Raw genomic sequence first — 20,038 nt, 5'->3', positions numbered from 1 at the left:
GCCCGGCCGCGGTCCGGGCGGCGGGCGGCTGCGCCGGCGGCGCGGGAACGGCTGGTTCGTACCCGGGCGGCGGCGGGGCCGGCGGCGCAGGGGAGTCGGCGGGCTCCCACCACCCGGACGTGCGGCCGGAACCGGGCGGCGCCGTGGTGCCGCGCGGCTGCCAGGGCGCCCGGGGCGGGATCCCGCCGGGGGCGGGCGGCCGCACCGCACCCGGCATGTCCTCGGGTTCGAGCGGCACGTCCATGGGATCACCCCGTACGTCCATGGCGTCGGCCCGTGCGTCGACGGGCCCGGCCGTGCCCTCAGGATCGATTCGGTCCTGCGGCTCCGACTGCTCCGGCACGCGCGGCGCGCGGCGCGGAGGGCGCGGCCCGGACCTGGGGTCCGGCACGGGCGGACTCACCGCCTCCGCAACGGACTCGAAGCGGTCGTCGAGGGTGTCGCCCGCCGCTGCGGGCGAGTTGTCCGGGGCGGGCTCGTCGTACAGGCGAGTCCACCAGTCGTCGTCCGAGGTGCGCCTCTCCCCCTGCTGACTCATGCCCTTATTGTCCACCGCAAGGGCCGTACGAAAACGGTGGAACGGGTAAAAGTGGTCAGCGCACAAAACCGCACCCCGCACGCGGCCGCGAGCGGACGTGTCTGCGCCGCGCGGGGAAGAGCCGCTCGTCCGCGCGGTGGGCGGCGAGGGCGGCGACGGCGCCCTCCGGGTGGACGTACAGGTCATCGCACGGGCGGCGGGTCTGCACCAGCGCGGCGGTGCCGTCCTCGCGGGGCAGCGCGGTGGCGGCGACCGCCTTCCCGGTGGCGTCCCGGCCGGCCAGGACGCGGTCGCCGGTGACCAGGGTGACGGTGACCTGCCGCCCCTGCTGCCGGGCGGCGGCCTCGCCGCCGGTGATCGGTCTCTACGCGGTCGCGGCGGCAGGTGGTGCGGCCACGGACGGCGAGAGGGCGGTGACGGCGAGGGCGGCGGCGGTCGCCACCCCCAGAGCCGTGCGCGATATCGGGCGCATCGCTCTCCCCAGGTGAATCCGGAACAGAATACTCCGCACACAAAGCGCACAAATGCCTTGTTGCCGACGGCTGTTGGTACCGCGGTTGCGCCACCTTGGCAGAGCGACGGAAGGTGCGGGGATGATGTGGTGAGGCGGGTTTGCGCCGTGGCCGTTTCCCGCCACGCGTGGACAGCGGGCGCGAGAGGGGCGGACGAGGGTGCTCGGAGCGATAGGCCTGGACGAGACGCAGGAGTTGGCGTACCGGACGCTGGTGGCACTGGGCGCGGCCGAGGTCGCGGACCTGGCGCACCGGCTCGCGCTGCCCGAGCCCGACACGGAACGGGCGCTGCGGCGCCTGGAGCGCCAGGGCCTGGCCGCCCGGTCCTCGGCCCGGACCGGGCGGTGGGTGGCGGCCCCGCCCGGCGTCGCGCTCGGCGCCCTGCTCACCCAGCAGCGCCACGAGCTGGAGCAGGCGGAGCTGGCTGCCGCGCTGCTCGCCGAGGAGTACCGGGCGGAGGCCGCCGAGCCCGCCGTGCACGACCTGGTGGAGGTGGTGACCGGCGCGTCCGCCGTCGCCCACCGCTTCCACCAGCTCCAGCTCGGCGCGGCCGAGGAGGTGTGCGCGCTGGTCACCGGCAGTCCGATCGCCGTGACCGGCATGGACAACGGGTCCGAGGAGCGGGCCGCGACCCGGGACGTCGCCTATCGGGTGGTCATCGAGCGCGAGGTGCTCGCCCTGCCCGCCGGGATCGTCGAGCTCACGGCGGCGCTCGGCCGCGACGAGCAGGTCCGCACGGTCGAGCGGGTGCCCACAAAACTGGTGGTGGCCGACCGCAGCCTGGCGATGGTGCCGCTGACCGGCCGGGACGCGGAGCCCGCCGCCCTGGTGGTGCACGCCAGCGGCCTCCTGGAGTCCCTGATGGGCCTCTTCGAGGCGGTGTGGCGGGACGCGCTGCCGCTGCGGCTCGCGGGCACGGCGGTACGGGAGGAGTCGTCCGGCCCCGACGCCACGGACCTGGAGGTCCTGTCGCTGCTGCTGGCCGGGATGACCGACGCGAGCGTGGCCAAACAGCTCGACCTGGGGCTGCGGACCGTACAGCGCCGGGTGAAGGGGCTGATGGAGCTGACCGGCGTCACCACCCGGCTCCAGCTGGGGTGGCACGCGTACGAGCGCGGCTGGGTGGCCCGGTAGAGGGCGGACGGCAGGAGTGGAATCCGGCCCGGGGGCCGGGCCCGGACCTGCGGAAACGCTCCGTTTGGCGCACGCTGGGCAGGTGGGCGTGTGGCAGCTCTTGGTGATGGGTCTGGTGATGCTCCTCGGGCTGCTCGGTGTGCTGGTCCCCGGGGTGCCCGGGCAGGCGATCGTCTGGGCCGCCGTGGCGTGGTGGGCCCTCAGCGACGCCACCGGCACGGCCTGGGCGGTCCTGGCCGGGGCCACGGGCCTGCTCCTGCTCGCCCAGGCCGTCAAGCTGGTGCTGCCGCCCCGGCGCCTGAAGGCGGCCGGCGCGCCCCGGCGCTCCCTGCTGACCGGCGGCGTCGCGGCGATCGCCGGCTTCTTCCTGCTCCCGGTGGCCGGCGGGATCGTGGGCTTCCTGGGCGGGCTGTACGGGGCGGAGCGGATGCGGCTCGGCAGCCACGGGGCGGGCTGGTCGTCGGCCCGCACGGTGCTGCGGTCCGGCGGGTACTCGGTCCTGGTGGAGCTGTTCGCGTGTCTGCTGGCGGTGGGCTTGTGGGCGGGCGTGGTGATCTGGGCCTGAGCCGGCGGGCCCGGGCCGGTGGGGACGTAGGTCGCGCGACCCGGGCGCACTGGTCCCCGGAGCCGATGACCTTCGGCGGGTACGCGTGTGAGGCTGGGGCCATGAACGAATTCAGCGCGGCCGAGCGCGCGTACCTGAGGTCCCAGCGGCTGGGACGGCTGGCGACCGTCGACCCCAAGGGCCAGCCGCAGGCGAACCCGGTCGGGTTCTTCCCGCAGGACGACGGGACGATCCTGATCGGCGGCTACGCGCTCGGCACCACGAAGAAGTGGCGCAACCTGCTGGCGAATCCGCGGCTCGCGCTGGTCGTGGACGACGTGGTGAGCGTACGGCCCTGGCGGGTGCGCGGCGTGGAGATCCGGGGCGAGGCCGAACTGCTCACCGGGCCGCACGAGTTGGGGCCGCACTTCAGCGAGGAGCTGATCCGGATCCACCCGGGAAAGATCCACAGCTGGGGGCTGGACGAGGAGTAACGGCGGCCGGGGCCTGTCCCGGTGGAGGGTTTGCGCCCGGCTCCGGGTCGGAGCCGTCGTGGGCCGCCTCGGCGAGGCGGCGCAGCAGCGGGCCGAGCGCGACGACAGCTCCGGCCTCCTCGGCGCCGAGCGCGCCGAGGCGCCAGGCCGGCACCTCGGCCTCGGCGCGGGCGGCGTCCACCAGGGCGCGGGCGCCGCGTTCGGTGAGGACGATCCGGGCGGCCCGGCCGTCCGTGGGGTCGCTCTCGCGCAGCACGAGCCCGGTCGCCTCCAGGCCCGCGACGGCCGAAGTGGCGGTGGGCTGGGAGCACGGCACCCGGGCCGCGAGCTCGCCGACACGGGCGGGCCCGCTCTCGGCGAGCAGCGAGAGCACCACTGTCCGGGTGGGCTGGATCCCGTCGGCCGGGGCGGCCCGGCGCAGACCGCGCGGCAGCCGGTGGAGCGAGATCACCGGTTGCAGCGCCGCACCGTCGTCGATGATCATCGCCCATCCGCCGCCCCCCGCACCGAATCCAGGTCAGGCGAGTGGAATCCCCGGCGCGTCCATGTCGAACCGGACGGCGAGGCCGAGGGCGTGCTCAAGACCGCCGCGGGAGGCCGCGTGGTCTGCGGGGCCGCCCCGCGCACGGCCGCCACCGAGGCGGCTTGGGAACGTCGCCTTCCGGCCGACGGGTCAGGGGCTGACCGCGAGCACCAGATATCCGGCGAAGAGCGCCAGGTGGACGCCGCCCTGCATCGGGGTCGCGCGGCCCGGGACGACGGTGAGGATGCCCACGCCGACGGTGAGCGCGAGCAGCACCATGTCGCTCGCGCCGAGCCCGAGGACCAGCGGCCCCGACAGCCAGACGGACGCCAGCGCGACCGCCGGGATGGTCAGTCCGATGCTCGCCATCGCGGAGCCGAGCGCCAGGTTGAGGCTCGTCTGCACCCGGTCGCGGGCGGCGGCCCTGGAGGCGGCGATGGTCTCGGGCAGCAGCACGAGCAGGGCGATGATCACGCCGACGACGGAGGCGGGCAGCCCGGCGGCGGCCACCCCGCGCTCGATGGTCGGTGAGACGCCCTTGGCGAGGCCGACCACCGCGACCAGGGCCACCCCGAGCAGCCCGACGCTGACCAGCGCGGTGCGGGCGGACGGCGGATCGGCGTGCTCCTCCGCGAGCACCTCGCCCTGCTGGGTGACGGGCAGGAAGTAGTCGCGGTGGCGCACGGTCTGGGTGGCGACGAACAGCCCGTACAGCGCCACCGAGGCGAGGGCCGCGAAGACGAGCTGCGCGGTGGAGAACTCCCGGCCCGGCTTGCTGGTGGTGAAGGTCGGCAGCACCAGGCTGAGCCCGGCGAGCGTGATGACCGTGGCGAACGCGGCGCCGGTTCCCTCGGGGTTGAAGACGGCCAGTCTGCGGCGCAGCGCCCCGATGAGGAGGCAGACACCGACGATCCCGTTGCAGGTGATCATCACGGCGGCGAAGACGGTGTCGCGGGCGAGCGTGGCGCTCTTGTCGCCGCCGTCCGACATCAGCGTGACGATCAGCGCGACCTCGATGATCGTCACCGCGACCGCGAGCACGAGCGAGCCGAACGGCTCGCCCACCCGGTGCGCCACGACCTCGGCGTGGTGCACCGCCGCCAGCACCGCGCCGGCCAGGAAGCAGGCCACCAGCGCGACCAGAGCCGAGGGCAGCGACCGCCCCCAGGTGAGCGCGAGCAGCACCATGGCGAGCGCCGGCACGAACGCCGACCACCGGTCCAGGGGGACGCGGGCGAGACGGATCATGTGCCGACGTTCCCAGACGGCGGCGGGGTGCGCCCGTCGGCCGGCGCCGTCCGCGGGCTACGCGGCGGCGCCGTGCGCGGCGGCCGCGCTCAGGTGCCGGTGGGCGTACGAGCGCCAGGGCCGCCAGAGTTCGCCGCCGCTGTCGCCGGAGCTGTCCGCGGGACGCGGCTCGGCGTCGAACCCCACGTCCGGTTCGCCGAGCGCCCGCACGCGGATCAGCGCCACGGTGTGGGCGTCGAGGCCGGGCAGGGTGCGCAGGACCCGTACGGCCTCCTCCCGGTCCGCGCCCGCGTCGAGGCGCAGCCTGCCGTCGGCGAGCGCGGCGGCGAGCCGCGCCAGGGCCGGATCCGGGTGCGCGGCGAGCGTGCCGGGCTCCGGGAAGAGGTGGGTGAGCGCGCCGCACGGCACGTCGAGCCGCTTCCCGTACTCCTCGGTCAGCTCCCCCGCGACGGCCCGCCCCACCAGCGCCCGTACCGCGTACTCGTCGGGGTCGGCGGCCCCCGGCGAGCGCACCCCGGGCCGGGCCTCGACCAGGGGGGCGAGCCGGGGGTCGGCCGCGAGCCGCTCGTCCACCGCGTAGGGATCGGCGTCCAGGTCGAAGAGGCGGCGCAGCCGCTGGACGGCGGTGGTGAGGTCGCGCAGGTCGGTGAGGTGGATACGGGCCTCCAGCCAGCCGCCCCGGCGCGGGCGCGCCTCGTCGACGGCCACGATGCCCGTGCCGTACGGCAGGCGCAGCGTGCGGCGGTAGATGCGCGCACCCGGCTCGCCGGTCATCTCCTCGACCCCGGCGACGGCCTCCTCGGCGAGCAGGTCGAAGACCGTGCGCGCCGCGTACGGGCCCCGGTGCGCGAGCCGCAGCGGGATCCCGGCCGCGAAGGCGGCCGAGCCCCGGCCGGTCTTCGTCCCGGACTCCTCGCGCAGGGCGCTGGGCGTACGGGCGTAGATCTGCCGGATGGTGTCGTTGAACTGCCGCACGCTGGCGAACCCGGCCGCGAAGGCGATGTCGGTGACCGGCAGCCCGGTGGTCTGGAGCAGCACCCGGGCCGTGTGGGCGCGCTGGGCACGGGCGAGGGCGACCGGGCCCGCGCCGAGCTCGGCGGTGAGCTGGCGCTGGACCTGCCGGGTGCTGTAGCCGAGGCGCACCGCGAGACCGGGGACGCCCTCGCGGTCCACCACGCCGTCGCCGATCAGCCGGACGGCGCGGCCCACCACGTCGGCGCGCACGTTCCACTCCGCCGAGCCGGGCACCGCGTCGGGGCGGCAGCGGCGGCAGGCGCGGAAACCGTGGCCCTGGGCGGCCGCCGCCGTCGGGAAGAAGCGGACGTTCTTGCGCTTGGGCGTCACGGCCGGGCAGCTGGGGCGGCAGTAGATGCCGGTGGTCGACACGGCGAAGAAGAACTCGCCGTCGAAGCGGGCGTCGCGGCTGCTGACGGCTTCGTACCGGGTCTCGTCGGTCTCTCTGTCGGGGGCCCCCCCTCCCGGGGGCGGGCGGCGGGGCTTTTGGACTCGGGGTTTGGGCACAGGGCGAGGGGGCCCCCGTCCCCCAACCCCGAGGGCTGTCAGCGGGTGCCGCTCCGCTTGGCCGCGTAGTTCGCCCGGCCTTCGGCCGACTTGATGCGCCAGTCGCGGCGGATCTCGTTGCGCAGGCGCGCGTCGGTCTTGGCGACGATCCGCCGGTTCTCGCGGATCAGCTTGCGGTAGCTCTCCAGGCGGCGCTCGGCCAGCGAGCCGTCCTCGATCGCCGCGATCACCGCGCACCCCGGCTCCGCCTCGTGGGCGCAGTCGTGGAAGCGGCACTGCCCGGACAGTTCCTCGATCTCCGCGAAGACCTGCCCGACACCGCTCTCGGCGTCCCACAGACCGACCCCGCGCAGCCCCGGAGTGTCGATGAGGACGCCGCCGCCGGGCAGGACGAGCAGGTTGCGGGTCGTGGTGGTGTGCCGGCCCTTGCCGTCGACGTCCCGGATGGCCTGCACCTCCATCATGTCCGCGCCGAGCAGCGCGTTGGCCAGCGTCGACTTGCCGGCGCCGGACTGGCCGAGCAGCACGCTGGTGCCGCCCGACACGATCGCCCGCAGCACCTCGACGCCATCGCCGGTCGCCGAGCTGACGGACAGGACCTGGACGCCGGGCGCGGCGGTCTCCACGTCCTGGACGAGGTAGGACAGCCCGACCGGGTCGGGCACCAGGTCGGCCTTGGTGAGGACGACGAGCGGCTGTGCGCCCGACTCCCACGCCAGGGCCAGGAACCGCTCGATCCGCCCGAGGTCCAGCTCGACGGCGAGCGAGACCGCGATGATCGCGTGGTCCACGTTGGCCGCGAGGATCTGCCCCTCGGACCGGTTGGAGGAGGTGTTGCGTACGAAGGCGGTGCGGCGCGGCAGATACGCGCGGACGAACCGGGGGTCGCCGGCGGGTTCGACGGCGGCCCAGTCACCGGTGCAGACGACCCGCATCGGGTCGTGCGGGGTGACGAAGGCGGTGTCGGCGCGCAGCAGACCGCCGGGGGTGACGATGTCGCACTGGCCCCGGTCGACGCGGACGACCCGGCCGGGCAGCAGGCCCTGGTCGGCGTAGGGCGCGAAGTCGGCGGCCCAGGCGTCGTCCCAGCCGTAGGGAGACAGGGCGTGCGAGGTGGAGGACTGGTGCGAGGACGACTGCCGCGAAGCAGAAGAGGAAGACAAGGGGTGACCCTTCACAAGGGCGGCCCCGGCGGTGCGTTGGGTTCAGCCGGTGGCCACGGGAGTGGAATTGATGCACTTCTGGATGAGGGCAGCGCCCATCGCAATGACAGCCATCACTCACACCTCCCGGATCGGTCTCACGGCTGGAGTACGCCGGCCAACGGCCGCCGTACGGAACGCAGTCACCATACGCCGCGCTCCGAGCCCGGCCAACTGATTTATCCGCACCCCCTCACCAGTGACGCGCGGCGGCCAGCAGGTGGTCGCGTACGCGGGGGACTTGGGGGTTGTCGGGGGTGCCGGGGCGCTGGACGAGGTACGCGGTGTTGATCGGCGGGTCCTCGGGTTCGAGGAGGGCGACCAGGCGGCCCGCGTCGAGGTCGGCGCGGCACAGGTAGCGGGGCAGCACGGTGAAGCCCGCGCCCGCCGTCACGGCGGCCAGGACCCCGCGCAGGTCGGGGACGGTGAGCGCGGCCTCACCGGTGAGGCGGCGGCCGAAGACGTGGCGCCAGTAGCGGCGGGCGATCGGCAGGTCCTCGGCGTACGTCACCAGCGGCACGCCGGCCAGCGCGGCCGGGCCGTCCGCCGCGACGTGCCCGGAGCCTATCCGCCGCGCCCACTGCGGCGCGGCGACGAGCACGAACTCCTCGTCGCCCAGCGGTACGGCCGTCAGGGTGCGGCCGCGCGGCCGCACGGTCGAGACCACCAGGTCGTGGCGGCCCGCGCGCAGACCGTCGAGCAGCTCGTCGGAGAGGCCGGTGACGACGTGCAGCCGCACCCCGTCCGCGACCAGCGGCGCGAGCGCGGGCAGCGCGGTGACACAGAGGAACTCGGCCGGTCCGGCCAGGTGTACGGGCTGCGCGGGCGCGCCGTCGCCGGGGCCCCGGTCGGCGACGACGGCGAGCGCGTCGAGCGGGGCGGCGACCCGTGCGGCGAGGTCGTCGGCGTACGGCGTCGGCGCCACCCCGCGCGGCAGCCGCTCGAACAGCTCCCGCCCGAGCTGCCGTTCCAGGGAGCGGATCTGGGTGGTGACGGTCGGCTGGGAAAGGCTCAGCAGCCGGGCGGCGGCGGTGAAGCTGCCGGTGCGGTGGACGGCGAGGAAGGTGCGCAGATGGGTGAGGTCGAGGGGAGCGTGGGGGCGGACGGGGCGGCCCGGCGGGGCCGCCGCAGCCGCCGGGCCGTCCTGCGGGCGCCGCACCGGCCGGGCCGCGCCATGCGTTTTTCTATCGGTCACCCGTCAAGTATCGAGCCGCCTTATGGATCGGGCGGGCCCGTGCAGATAGCCCGGCTCAGCGGGGGGCGGACTCGGGAGCGGGCGCCAGGAAGACGTACCAGACCGTCCCCGTCCGGGGCGTGACCACCTTGTGGCCGGGCCACGAGCGGGCGTACGCGGGCGGGCTCGACGCCTCCTGGACCAGGGCCAGCGGGGTGCGCCGCGCCGCCGCCACGATGCCCGGCACCGTCTGGGTGCGGTTCGCGCGGTCGCTGGCCTGCGAGGAGCAGCCGCCGTAGAAGGCCTGCGGCTGGGACTCGTCGCCGACGATGGTGCAGGGCGGGCGGATGCCGTACTCCGCGAGCCGGGCCACCAGCCACTGGTCGTCGGAGCGCAGCGCCTGCTGGCGTGCCGTGCGCCGGTCCATGATCCCGTACTGGCCCCAGAGCTGGAGCCCCAGGCACACCGCGACGGCGGCCACCACCACCGGCCGCCACCGCCCCTTCGCCGCCTCCACCGCCCCGGCCGCGCACTCCGCGACGACCAGCGCGAGCAGCGCGTACGCGGGGATCAGGAAGCGCGGCGCCGCATAGCCGATGCCGAAGAGGTAGGGCACGCCGAGCACCGCCGCGCACCACACCGCGAGCAGCGCCGTACGCGCCCGCCTCGCCCGGGCCGCGCACAGCACGCCGAGGGCGGTCAACAGGGGAAGGGCCAGCCACCACACCGCGCTCAGATGCGGGTTGGGCCAGCCGGAGGTGCAGGGGCGGCACAGCAGCGGGCCGTTGAGGGTCATCAGGTTCATGCCGAGCGCGTTGTGCAGGCTCAGCCCGCCCTGCGCCTCGCCCGCGCCGTGCACCCGCTCCATCAGTCCGCCGAAGCGCAGATACGCCTCGATCACCCAGGGCAGCACCCCGACGGCCAGTCCGCCGAGGACCGCGGCGGCGAGGCGCGTCCGCCGCCAGGCCCGTACCGCGAGGACCGCCGCGAGCAGGGCCACCGCCAGATAGCCGCCGTCGTACGGCCGCACCAGCGCCGTGAACGCCACGCTCAGCCCCACCGCGAGCAGCGGGCCGCGCCGCCCGTCGCGGTCCCCGGCGGCGCGCAGGAACCAACCCGCCCCGGCGAGCGCCCCGTACGCCACGTACAGGTTGGGCATGACCTCGCCCGCGTAGAACTGCACCACCCACAGCCCGGCGAAGAGCACGGCGGCGAGCAGCACGACCCTGCGGCCCACCAGGGTCAGCCAGGGCCGGAAGGCGAGCGTGAGCCCGGCCGCCGCGAGCAGCAGCATCCAGGCGCGCAGCACCGGCACCGAGCCCGTCAGCTGGGCGGCGGGCGCGGCGAGCCAGCTGATGCCACGGGCCCGGGGCTCGCTGAAGAAGGCGTCGGGGACGCGGGGGTCGACCTGGCTGACATACACGGTCTCGTCCCAGCCGAGCGGCAGCCGCCAGGCGCCGGTGGCCAGCTGGACGGCGCCGCAGGCGAGCGCGAGGACGGCCCCGACCAGCGCCAACCGGACGGTGTCCCGGCGCAGGGGGCGCACGGCCTCTCGGCTCGGCACGGACCGGGTCGCTTGATCGGCGGCAGACATGCGCACACGTTACGCGGCCGGGCGGGGCCCGGCAGGGAGGGGGCGCCAACGGGTGGAGTGTGGAGCAGGGGAACGCGCGTGTCGTACGCGGACAACGGCCTCTCAGGCCCGACGGCACGCGTACATGTCCGTTTCTTACAAGACCCGCGGCCCGGCCCCGCCTACGTTGAGGCCATGAACGCACGATTCGACTCCATCGGCCTTGTCGTCTCCGACATGGCCGCCTCGCTCGCCTTCTACCGCCGTCTGGGCCTGGACATCCCGGCCGAGGCCGACACCGAGCCGCACGTGGAGCACACGCTCCCGGGCGGCACCCGGATCCTGTGGGACACCGAGGAGGTGCTGCGCTCCTTCGACCCGGACTGGACCCGCCCGCAGGGCGGCGGCCGCGCCGACCTGGTCTTCGCCTGCGACGGGCCGGACGAGGTGGACCGGATGTACGAGGAGCTGGTGGCGGCCGGGTACGCCGGTCACCTCAAGCCCTTCGACGCCTTCTGGGGGCAGCGTTACGCGATGCTCCACGACCCGGACGGGGTGGGCGTCTCGCTCTTCGCCGCCTCCGCGTAGGCGGTGAGCGTGGTCCCGGCCAGGTCGCGCATCTCGCGGGCGAGGTGGGCCTGGTCGGTGCACCCGGCGGCGAGCGCCGCCCGCGCGTACGGCACGCCCGCGAGGACGAGACCGAGCGCCCGCTGGAGGCGCAGGACGCGCGCGAGGGTCTTGGGGCCGTAGCCGAAGGCGTCCAGGGAGCGGCGGTGCAGCTGGCGGGCGCCGAGCCCGACCGCCTCGGCCGTCGCGGCGACCGGGGCGCCCGCCGCGAGCCGCTCGGCCACCGCCCGCATCAGCGGGTCCGGCTCCCCGGCCCTGTCCAGCGCCACGGCCTCCAGGGCGGCGGCCGGGTCCGGCGCCTGTGCAATCCGCTCGGCGAGGCGGCGCACCATGCCTCCCGGCCAGAGCGCGGCGAGGTCCACACGCCGGTCGCGCAGCTCGTGCGCCGGTACGCCGAGGGCCGCCGGGCCCGCGCCCGGCGCGAACCGCACGCCCGCGAACCGGACCCCGGCGGCCACGCCCGGTACGTACGCGTGGGTGTCGGGACCGGCGACAAACAGTCTCCCGTCGCGCCACAGCAGGTCCATGCAGCCGTCCGGCAGGACGGGGCGGACGGCGCCCGGCCCCACCGTGCGCGCCCAGACCACCGCGCCGGCCAGCCGCGAGGCACGCTCTCGGTACATGTCTTCGAGGCTAACCCGGACAGCGGCGGGGCCGCTCCGCCACAATGGTCGCCCGGTCCGGCACGGCTGCGAGGGGGCGGCGATGGGTGCGCTGATGGAGTTCCAGACGGACGACGGTGCGCAGGTCGTGGTGGAGGTCGAACGGCACGCCTCCGGCGCCAAGTTGGTACGCCGGGGCGACAACTCCGTCTCCGAGGCGGCCCGTACGTTCGACAGCGCGCTTGAGGGCATCCGGGCGGCCGCCGAGTCCGCGCTGCACGTCTTCCGGGACGGCCGGCTCAAGCCGGACGCGGTGGAGCTGGAGTTCGGCGTGAAGCTGACCGCCGAGGCGGGCGCGGTGATCGCGAAGACGGCGGTCGAGGGCCACCTCCTGGTGAAGCTGTCCTGGTCGCCGGGGCCCGGCGGGACTCCCGCCGCACCCATCACCGCCCCGGACCCCGGAGCCACGGCAGCTCAGTGATGGCATCACCCTCCTGGCACGCGTACATCGAGTGCGCCGGCGCGGTCGGCGCCGGCTTCCTGTTCACCGACCGCCATGTGCTGACCTGCGCCCATGTGGTGTGGCAGGAGGAGCGCGCCGAAGTCCGCTTTCCGGGGCTCCCGGGGCGCGAGCCGGTCCCGGCGCGCGTGGTGGCGCGCGGCGGCTGGGCGGGCGGCGCCCGGGACCCCGGCGACTGGGCCGTGCTCGAACTGACCGGCCCCGTACCGGTCCGCCCCGCCCGCTTCGCCCGCCCCGACGCGCCGTACGCGTACCCGGCCCCCAGGCTCCTCGCGCACGGCTTCCCCGAGGACTACGAGGAGGGGGTCATCAGCGAACTGCGCGCCGGAGCAGCCGAGTTGACCAGCAACGAGTGGACCCAGCTGGAGGACTGGAAGGGGTACGGGACGCCGGTCAGCGGCGGGTTCAGCGGGGCGGGCGTGCATCTGGCCGAGGGCGGCGAGGTGGTCGGCATGGTCTCCTCGATGGACCCGGTACGGATGGTCTCGGCGCAGGTCCTCGCCCGGTCCTGGCCGCCGCTCGCCGAGCACGTGCCGACCCCCGGCCACCAGGCCGGGGGAAGCGCGCCCTGGCCGCGCTCCTGGCGCGGGTGCCCGAGGGCGCGGCCGACCCGGACGGGCTGTTCCGGCAGGCGGTGGGGCCGCTGGGCCTGGCGCCCCCGGACGGCGGCTTCGCGAACCTGTGGGAGGCGGTGTGGCACCTGCTGGCGGAGTCGGTGCCGAGGGCGGGCGCGCTGCCGCTCGCCGAGTTCGCGGTGCGGCTCGCGGCGGCGGCCGACGAGGGCCCGGCGCCGGATCCCGGGCTCGGGCACGGGCTGCGCGAGTGGGCCCGGGCCTACCGGGCCCGCTTCGACGACCCGGGCGGCGGGCCCGGCCGGGCCCCCGACCTCGGCTGGTCGCCGGTCCTGGTGGAGATCAACCGCAGCGGCGGGGGCAGGAACGCGCTGCTGGTCGAGGTGTACGCGTACCGGGACGGCAGCCGCAGGCTCGTCGACGCGGCCACGGTCACCGGCGAGAGACAGCTGCGCGAGTGGGTCCTGGACCGGGTCGACGCCGCGTTCGGGGACCTCGACGACCGGGGGCGGGCACTGGTCGCGTTCGCGCTGCCGCGCAACTGGCTGCACAAGCCGGTCGACCAGTGGGTGCGGCGCAAGGGCATCGAGCCGCCGCTCGGCTGTGTGTCACCGGTCGTCGTCATGGACCGGCTGCGCCGCAGGAACCCGAGGCTCCAGTGGACGCTGCGCCAGATGTGGGAGACCCTCGACGGCCGCCGGAGCTCTCCCGTGCACCGTATCGAGTGCGGAAGGGCGCCCCGCCCGGACAAGCTCTCCGTACAACTCCAGGACGTGTACGGCCCGGTGGGCTTCGCCCGGCCGCCGGACCCGGCGCGATCGGCCACCGAGCCGCACGGGGCCGCACTCAACGCGCCCTCGCCGATCGTGCTCTGGCCGCACACCGGCTGCACCGGGGCCGCCTGCGACGGCGGGTGCCGGGGCAGCGGCTTCCTCGACGAGCTGGCCCACTGGCTGGCCGATCTCGCGCCCGGCGAACTCCCCGGCCACGTACTGAAGTTACGCAAGGAGGCGTTCATGTACGACGAGAGCGGGCCGCACTGGGCGGCCGGGCTCACCCTCGTCTGGGAGGACCCGCGCCGCTTCCCGGCCGTCGCCCCGCCCGACCGGTCCCCGCTGAGCTGAAGGATCTGGAGCAGCCCGTATGTCCCTGTGGCCCGTGTACACCGGCGGCGGCCAGCCGCACGACGGCATCACCCAGCTCCCCCCGCCGCCGCCCTGGCGCGCCTTCAACGGGAGGCCGCTGCTGCCGCCGCCGGCCGAGGACCCCGACGACGCGGCCTCCTCGCCGGACCGCACACACCGCGCGCAGACGTACGTCGTCACCGACCAGAGCGTCGAACTGGTCAACGCCGCCCTGTACTTGCGGCGCCCGCTGCTGGTCACGGGCCCGCCCGGCAGCGGCAAGTCGAGCCTCCCGTACGCGGTGGCGCGCGAGCTGATGCTGGGGCCGGTGCTGCGCTGGAACGTCACCAGCCGCAGCACGCTGGACGACGGGCTGTACCAGTACGATCCGCTGTCGCGGCTGTATGCGGCGCGGGAGGAACCGCGCCCCGGAGTGAAGGTGGTCGCCCGGGGGGAGCCTGTCCAGCGATACAGCGACATCGCGGATCATCTCCGGCTCGGCCCGCTCGGCACCGCGCTCCTCCCCCACCAGCGCCCCCGGGTCCTGCTGATCGACGAGATCGACAAGGGCGACCTGGACCTGCCGAACGACCTCCTCAACGTCCTGGAGGAGGGCCAGTTCGAGATTCCGGAGCTGGTACGGACGGCGCACCGCGAGCCCCGCGCCGACGTCATGGTGGCGGGCACGGACGAGCGGGTCACGCTGCACCGGGGCCGCATCCGCTGCCACGCCTTCCCGTTCGTCGTCCTCACCAGCAACGGAGAGCGCGAGTTCCCGCCCGCGTTCCTGCGCCGCTGTGTGACGCTGGAGCTCAAGCAGCCGGACCAGCGGCAGCTCAAGGCGATCGTGGAGGCGCACCTGGGCGCGCTGGACCAGGACGCGCTGGAGCTGGTCGACACGTTCCTGCACCGCGCGTCCGGCGGCGAGCTGGCCACCGACCAGCTCCTCAACGCGGTCTATCTGACCCGCACTTCGGGACTTCAGGGCCCGTCGCGCGAGCAGCTGGCTGAGCATCTGATGCCGTATCTGAGCCAGGCGCTGGAGACGGAGGGGCCGCGGCCCGATGAGTTCTGAGCCCGCTCGGGAGCCGCCTCTCGTGGAACGGCTGCGGCAGGTGCTCGCCGCAGCGGGCGGCCGTGCGCCGACCGGGCGGGAGCTCGTCGAAGCGCTGTGGCTGGCGGGGCACATGCGCCAGGAGCCGGAGGTCCGCAGCGGCGCGGACGCGCGGCTGCCGCTGCCCCCGCTCCCCGACGACGTACCGGAGCGGGAGGCCCGCGCCCCCGAGGAGCCCGCCGGGGCGGCCCCCGCCGAGCGGCCGGACGCGTCCGAGCGCGTACCCCTGCGCACCCCGCCGCCGGGCCGCCCCGCGCCCGCGCCGGAGCGCGGCGGCGAGCACGCGCCCCTTCTGGCTCCCGCGCCCGCGATGCTCGCGCATCCCCTGGCGCTCCAGCGTGCCGTACGCCCGCTGAAGCGGCGGGTGCCGTCGGCGTACGAGCGGGAGTTCGACGAGACGGCGACCGCCCACCGGGGCGCGCTGGCCGGCGCCCGCCCCGAGTGGTGGTTCCCGGTGCTGCGCCCTCGCCCGGAGCGCTGGCTGCATCTGCGGATCGTCTTCGACGCGGGCCCGACCATGGCGATGTGGCGGCCGCTGCTGCGCGATCTGCACCGGGCGCTGGCCCAGACCGGCGCGTTCCGCACGGTGGAGGTGCTGCCGCTGGCCGCCGACGGCGGGCTCCCGGCCCGCCCGGCCGCGACCAGCCGTACGGCCGTGCTCGTCCTCAGCGACTGCATGGGCCCGCAGTGGCGGAACGGCCCGGCCGGGCGCCGCTGGTACCGCACGCTGCGCGGCTGGGCCCGCACCCTGCCGGTCGCCGTGGTCCAGCCGCTGCCGGAACGGCTGTGGCAGTACACGGCGTTCGCGCCCGCCGCCGGGCTGCTGAGAGCGCCGGGCCCGGGCGCGGCCGGGACGTCCCTGGCGTTCCTCCCGTACGAGCGCGACGCGGCGGCGGAGGTACCGGGCGGCATCCCGGTGCCGGTCCTGGAGCCGTCGGCGCGCTGGCTGCGGAACTGGGCGGAGCTGGTGGGGGCGCGCGGCGGGACGCAGGTGCCGGGCGCGGCGGCGGTGCTGGCTCCCTGGCCGCCTTCCGGGGAGGCGGCGGCGACACCTCTCCCCGACCTGCCCGCCGACGAACTCGTCCTGCGGTTCCGGTCGGTGGCGTCCCCTGCCGCGTTCCGGCTGGCGGCGCATCTGGCGGTCGGGTGCGCGCACCTGCCGGTGATGCGGCTCGTGCACGCCGCCGTGGAGCCGCACCCGCAGCCGCAGCACCTGGCCGAGGTCGTCCTGAGCGGCATGCTCACGGCGGTGCCGGGCCCGCCCGGCGCGTACGACTTCCGGCCCGGGGTGCGCGAGGTCCTGCTCGGCACCCTGCCGCACACGGCCCACGTCCGCACGAGCGGCCTGCTGAGCCGGGTGAACGCCCGCATCGAGGCGCTGGCGGGCGCGGTCCCGGGCGAGTTCCGCGCGCTGGTGGCGGCACGGGGTGGACCGGTGGGGGCGGTGCCGGGGGATCCGTTCGCGCTGGTCAGCCGGGAGAGCGTGCGGTTGCTGCGCGGGCCGGAGGGGGTGGGGGCGGGGAGGGTGCTGGCGGGGCGGTATGAGCTGGTGGAGCGGATGGGGCTGCGTCCACCCGGCGAGGTGTGGCGGGCGGCCGAGCTGCCGTCGGGGCGGAAGGTGGCGGTGACCGTGTACCGCTTCCCGGCGGACCGGGGGCCCGCCCCCACGTCTTCCTTCCTCGCCGATGCCCGCCAGGTCGCCGCCATCCACCATCCGAACCTGCTCCTGAACTTCGACGCGTTCGCGGCCGAGGACGCGTGGTGCCTGGTGACCGAGCTGGTGGACGCGCCGACGCTGCGCGAGGCGATGGCTCGCCACCTGAACGGCCGGCCGGTGGACGACATCCTGCGTACCGCGCGGGAACTGGTCTCCGGGCTCGACGCCCTGCACGAGGAGGGCATCGTCCACGGCGACGTACGGGCCGAGAACGTTCTGCTGTCGGCCGAGCGGGGGGCGCTGCTGTGCGACCCGGGCGTCCGGCACGATCCGGGGCCGAAGCTGGAGGACGACCTGCTGGCGGTCGGAGAGCTGCTCTTCGAGATGGCCGTCGGCAAGCGGCTGACGAAAGCGGGCCTTGCCACGGCCCCGGCCGCTCTGCGCGAGGCCCGGGCCCCCTTGTCCCCTGCCCTCGCCTCGGCGATCGGCGGGCTCCTGGACGAGTGGCCCAGAACCCGGCGCCGTGCCGCCGCCGACCTGCTCGCCTCCCCCTCCACCACCCGCCGCGTCTACCGCCTCCTCGGCCCGCCCGAGGCGTGGGTGGACGGCATCCCGGCCCCCGAGTCCGACGGCCCCGAACTGCGCATGCTGTGCGCGCTGGTGCTCGCGCGCGGGGAGCGGGTCGCGGGCACGGAGCTGTGGGAGCCGGAGTGGCGGGACGACGTCCACGGCGTCGCGGGCCGCCTCAGGCGCATGGGCCACCCGGTCGAGGGCACGGCCGACGAGACGTACCGGCTGACCCTCAAGGGCGCCGACGTCGACCTCCTCAGCGTCGAACAGCTCTTCTTCCAGGCGGAGACGGCCGAGTCCTCCGGCGACCGTGCCCTGGCCCTGGAGCGGTACGAGACCGCGCTCGGGCTCTGGGCGGGCGAGCCGCTGGAGGGGATGCCCGGCTACTGGGCCGCGCGGCATCGGAGTGAGCTGGCGGAGCTGCTGCGGACGGTGACGGAGCGGCGGGACATCCTGCGGAGCGCGGTGCCGCACCCGATGGTGGTCGTCGAGGTCCTGCCGGACAGCGCTCTGCAACCGGTACCCGCCTTGCTGCTCGACGCCGTCGCGGCGGCGTTCGGCGTCGCACCGGAGGTATCGGAGCCCTACGGCACCGCCACTCGCCTTCTGATACGCCCCGACGCCACACCGCTCGCCGTACTGCGGCAGGTCGTCAAGGAGTTGCCCAAGGAACTGATCCAGGTCGTGCCGCGCGCCGAGCTCGAATCCGTACGGCTGCGCGTCCTGGTGCATCTGGACAGCGAGTACAGCCGGGCCAGATCCGTCATCGGCATTCCGCCGACTCCGGCGGACACCGCTCGCGCCGGCAGCGTCGACGTGTGTGTACCGGACGCACTCCACCAGATGCTCGATGCCCGCAACGCCGAGGAGTACGAGCGGTTCGAGGAGGCCGGACACATCGTCTGGTTCCGGCGGATCGCGGCACCACCGGAGGGCAACGCCGTTTTCCAGCTCCCTCTCCCCAGCGCCGTAGACGGGCTGGCTTTCACAGCCGAGGCGCATGTCGCCTGGTCAGGGGAGCTGGGCTCCTTGGTGGACGAGGTCCGGCACTGGCTGAGCAGTGAGCTCGGCCCCTTGGTGCGCGATCACGGACTCGCCCAGGTCGACCTCGCCCAGGTCCGGGTGGACGCCCGTCTGAACGAGCCGGTGCCGCTCGGAGAGGGAATGCGCTTCCTCGCCCGCGTAACCCTCCACCCCTCCCTCACCCCCCTCCGCACCCTCCTCACCCCGGTCCGCACCGTCCTCGTCGACCACGACGGCACCCTCTCCCGCCCCCACGCCCGCGAGGCGGTCCGCGCGCTCGCCGACTCCGGGCGGCGGGTCGTCGTCGTGACCGGTGGTACGGAGGAGGTGGTGCAGCGGGCCCTCGGGGACGTGGCCGTGGACATCCGGGCCAGGACCCGGATGGGCGAGGACGCCATCCTCCAGGCCGTCGGGACCGTCGCGAGCGCGCTCGTCGTCGGGCGCATGCCCGGTGCCGCCGCGGCCGCCGCCCGGCTCGGCGTCCCGTACGTCGGAATCGCCGACGGGGCGGGCTCCGCGGCGGACCTGAGGGCGGCCGGGGCGACGCTGGTGACCACGTCGCTCGGCGCGATCACCGACGCGCTGCGGAACGGCTAGGGCCTGTCCTTGCCATGCGGGTCCCGCGTCCCGTGCAGTCGGGACTTCACGTCGTCCGGCGGCAGGAAGCGCGACCACCGCTCCGGGTACTCCGACGGCATCCCGGGGTCGGCGGGGTCGGGGTCGTCCGGGTCGGGCTGGTAGGCGGCCCGGGCCTGGGCGGCGCGGGCCACGATCTCGGCGGCCTGGGCCGCCTTGACCCGCTCGTTGGCGGCGCGGGCGGCGGCCGTGGCGACCGACGGCCAGACCCGGTCGATCGCCGCGTTGACGGCCGCGCCGACCAGGACCGCGAAGGCCGAGACGCCGATCCAGAGCAGCACGGCGACGGGCGCGGCCAGCGAGCCGTAGATCGTGGGGCCCTCGACCGTGTTGGTGAGGTAGATCCGCAGCAGGAACGATCCGAGCACCCACATGGCGAGGGCGACCAGCGCGCCCGGCACGTCCTCGATCCACGGGGAGCGGACCGGCACCGAGACGTGGAAGAGGGTGGTCAGAAATGCCACCGAAAGGAGGATCATCACGGGCCAGTACAGAACGCTGATCAGATCCGTTCCCCATGGGATCAGCTCGACCACCCGGTCCGGGCCGACCACCGCGAGCGGCAGCACCACCGCGCCGATCAGCAGGGCCACGATGTAGAGCAGCAGCGAGAGCATCCGGGTGCGCACGATGCCCCGGTGGCCGTCGAGCCCGTACATCACGGTGATGGTGTCGATGAAGACGTTGACGGCCCGGGAGCCCGACCAGAGCGCGAAGGCGAAGCCGATGGAGACGATTTCCGGCCGTTTCCCCTTGGTGACGTCCGCCAGGAGCGGCTCGGCGAAATCGTGGACGCCCCGGTCGGAGAGGACCGACTGGGCGGCGGTGAGGATGTTCTTGTTGATGCTGGCGACGGTGTGCGTGTTGGTCCAGCCGTCCACGTAGCCGAGCAGCGCGACCAGGCTGAGCAGCAGCGGAGGCAGCGAGAGCAGGGTGAAGAAGGCCGCTTCGGCCGCGAGCCCGAGGATGCGGTACTCGATGCACGAGTTGACGGTGTCCTTCAGGAGCAGCCAGACCGTCTTCCGCTTCGATACGTTGCGGTAGAGGACGCGGGCCCGGTGGAGTCTGCTGGGGGCCCGGTGGAGTCGGCCCGATGGCCGCTCGGGTGTTTCATTTGCTGGCTGCACCTC

18 protein-coding genes and 2 pseudogenes are annotated in these 20,038 nt (G+C 75.1%); 10 read left to right on the top strand and 10 right to left on the bottom strand.

Annotated elements, in window-relative coordinates; all coding sequences use genetic code 11:
* Together ACFWA7_RS17640 and ACFWA7_RS17635 are read right to left on the bottom strand one after the other, a co-directional pair.
* Positions 1-538, bottom strand: a pseudogene (locus ACFWA7_RS17640) (hypothetical protein); the annotation flags it as partial.
* A 55-nt stretch (positions 539-593) separates the two neighbouring features.
* Positions 594-746 carry a hypothetical protein gene (locus ACFWA7_RS17635; RefSeq protein WP_385823765.1) on the bottom strand — a complete coding sequence of 51 codons (153 nt, stop codon included), beginning with the start codon at positions 744-746 and terminating at the stop codon, positions 594-596.
* A gap of 10 nt (positions 747-756) precedes the next feature.
* On the opposite strand from ACFWA7_RS17635, the gene ACFWA7_RS17630 reads away from it, so the two are divergent.
* From ACFWA7_RS17630 to ACFWA7_RS17615, 4 genes are all read left to right on the top strand, one after another.
* The gene (locus tag ACFWA7_RS17630; RefSeq protein ID WP_385538750.1) at positions 757-1,026 is read left to right on the top strand and encodes a hypothetical protein; all 270 of its coding nucleotides are present in this window, start codon (positions 757-759) and stop codon (positions 1,024-1,026) included.
* Positions 1,027-1,209: 183 nt separating this feature from the next.
* Complete coding sequence (locus ACFWA7_RS17625) at positions 1,210-2,184, top strand: helix-turn-helix domain-containing protein (protein WP_385538748.1); 975 nt, start codon at positions 1,210-1,212, stop codon at positions 2,182-2,184.
* Positions 2,185-2,266: 82 nt separating this feature from the next.
* The gene (locus ACFWA7_RS17620) at positions 2,267-2,749 is read left to right on the top strand and encodes a DUF456 domain-containing protein (protein ID WP_385538747.1); all 483 of its coding nucleotides are present in this window, start codon (positions 2,267-2,269) and stop codon (positions 2,747-2,749) included.
* A gap of 101 nt (positions 2,750-2,850) precedes the next feature.
* Entirely contained in the window at positions 2,851-3,222 is a 372-nt protein-coding gene (locus tag ACFWA7_RS17615; RefSeq protein ID WP_385823763.1) for a PPOX class F420-dependent oxidoreductase, read from the top strand.
* On the opposite strand, the gene ACFWA7_RS17610 is transcribed toward ACFWA7_RS17615, so the two are convergent.
* The 6 genes from ACFWA7_RS17610 to ACFWA7_RS17585 form a co-directional block, all read right to left on the bottom strand.
* Positions 3,158-3,706 (bottom strand): MarR family winged helix-turn-helix transcriptional regulator, encoded by a 549-nt coding sequence (locus ACFWA7_RS17610; RefSeq protein WP_385823761.1) that lies wholly within the window; start codon positions 3,704-3,706, stop codon positions 3,158-3,160. The two genes, ACFWA7_RS17615 and ACFWA7_RS17610, sit on opposite strands and share 65 nt — an antisense overlap.
* 189 nt (positions 3,707-3,895) lie before the next feature.
* Positions 3,896-4,993 carry a calcium:proton antiporter gene (locus tag ACFWA7_RS17605; protein WP_385823759.1) on the bottom strand — a complete coding sequence of 366 codons (1,098 nt, stop codon included), beginning with the start codon at positions 4,991-4,993 and terminating at the stop codon, positions 3,896-3,898.
* A gap of 57 nt (positions 4,994-5,050) precedes the next feature.
* Complete coding sequence (locus ACFWA7_RS17600) at positions 5,051-6,514, bottom strand: DNA-3-methyladenine glycosylase 2 family protein (RefSeq protein WP_385823757.1); 1,464 nt, start codon at positions 6,512-6,514, stop codon at positions 5,051-5,053.
* Between the two features lie 38 nt (positions 6,515-6,552).
* A complete protein-coding gene (gene rsgA / locus ACFWA7_RS17595; RefSeq protein WP_385823755.1) occupies positions 6,553-7,677 on the bottom strand; it encodes a ribosome small subunit-dependent GTPase A in 1,125 nt (374 codons plus the stop codon).
* 232 nt (positions 7,678-7,909) lie between these two features.
* Positions 7,910-8,875, bottom strand: a complete 966-nt coding sequence (locus ACFWA7_RS17590; protein ID WP_385538754.1) for a LysR family transcriptional regulator — start codon at positions 8,873-8,875, stop codon at positions 7,910-7,912.
* A gap of 91 nt (positions 8,876-8,966) precedes the next feature.
* Positions 8,967-10,484 carry a hypothetical protein gene (locus tag ACFWA7_RS17585; protein WP_385538736.1) on the bottom strand — a complete coding sequence of 506 codons (1,518 nt, stop codon included), beginning with the start codon at positions 10,482-10,484 and terminating at the stop codon, positions 8,967-8,969.
* A gap of 174 nt (positions 10,485-10,658) precedes the next feature.
* Between ACFWA7_RS17585 and ACFWA7_RS17580 the strand changes: the two genes are divergently transcribed.
* The gene (locus ACFWA7_RS17580; protein WP_385823753.1) at positions 10,659-11,051 is read left to right on the top strand and encodes a VOC family protein; all 393 of its coding nucleotides are present in this window, start codon (positions 10,659-10,661) and stop codon (positions 11,049-11,051) included.
* Here the strand turns inward: ACFWA7_RS17580 and ACFWA7_RS17575 are convergent.
* Positions 10,991-11,713 carry a DUF6597 domain-containing transcriptional factor gene (locus ACFWA7_RS17575; RefSeq protein ID WP_385823751.1) on the bottom strand — a complete coding sequence of 241 codons (723 nt, stop codon included), beginning with the start codon at positions 11,711-11,713 and terminating at the stop codon, positions 10,991-10,993. The genes ACFWA7_RS17580 and ACFWA7_RS17575 overlap by 61 nt on opposite strands.
* Positions 11,714-11,795: 82 nt before the next feature.
* Here ACFWA7_RS17575 and ACFWA7_RS17570 point away from each other — a divergent pair, with 82 nt between their 5' ends.
* The 5 genes and pseudogenes from ACFWA7_RS17570 (at position 11,796) to ACFWA7_RS17550 (ending at position 18,869) form a co-directional block, all read left to right on the top strand.
* Positions 11,796-12,173, top strand: coding sequence for a CU044_2847 family protein (locus ACFWA7_RS17570; protein WP_385823749.1), 378 nt, complete (start codon positions 11,796-11,798; stop codon positions 12,171-12,173).
* Positions 12,173-12,607, top strand: a pseudogene (locus tag ACFWA7_RS17565) (trypsin-like peptidase domain-containing protein); the annotation flags it as partial. The gene ACFWA7_RS17570 and the pseudogene ACFWA7_RS17565, both read left to right, overlap by 1 nt.
* Positions 12,565-13,908, top strand: coding sequence for a hypothetical protein (locus ACFWA7_RS17560; protein WP_385823747.1), 1,344 nt, complete (start codon positions 12,565-12,567; stop codon positions 13,906-13,908). The pseudogene ACFWA7_RS17565 and the gene ACFWA7_RS17560, both read left to right, overlap by 43 nt.
* 19 nt (positions 13,909-13,927) lie before the next feature.
* Complete coding sequence (locus tag ACFWA7_RS17555; protein WP_385538726.1) at positions 13,928-14,983, top strand: AAA family ATPase; 1,056 nt, start codon at positions 13,928-13,930, stop codon at positions 14,981-14,983.
* The gene (locus ACFWA7_RS17550) at positions 14,973-18,869 is read left to right on the top strand and encodes an SAV_2336 N-terminal domain-related protein (RefSeq protein ID WP_385823745.1); all 3,897 of its coding nucleotides are present in this window, start codon (positions 14,973-14,975) and stop codon (positions 18,867-18,869) included. Before ACFWA7_RS17555 ends, ACFWA7_RS17550 begins: the two co-directional genes overlap by 11 nt.
* Here ACFWA7_RS17550 and ACFWA7_RS17545 read toward each other — a convergent pair.
* Complete coding sequence (locus ACFWA7_RS17545; RefSeq protein ID WP_385538723.1) at positions 18,866-20,035, bottom strand: YihY/virulence factor BrkB family protein; 1,170 nt, start codon at positions 20,033-20,035, stop codon at positions 18,866-18,868. The two genes, ACFWA7_RS17550 and ACFWA7_RS17545, sit on opposite strands and share 4 nt — an antisense overlap.
* Between the last annotated feature and the right edge of the window lie 3 nt (positions 20,036-20,038).

Origin of the sequence: Streptomyces sp. NPDC059994 (assembly GCF_042737755.1) — a bacterium.
In the GTDB taxonomy this organism is placed as follows: Bacteria; Actinomycetota; Actinomycetes; order Streptomycetales; family Streptomycetaceae; genus Streptomyces.
The sequence above is the reverse complement of the archived record's forward strand: the minus strand, read 5'-3'. Positions and strand labels throughout refer to the sequence as shown.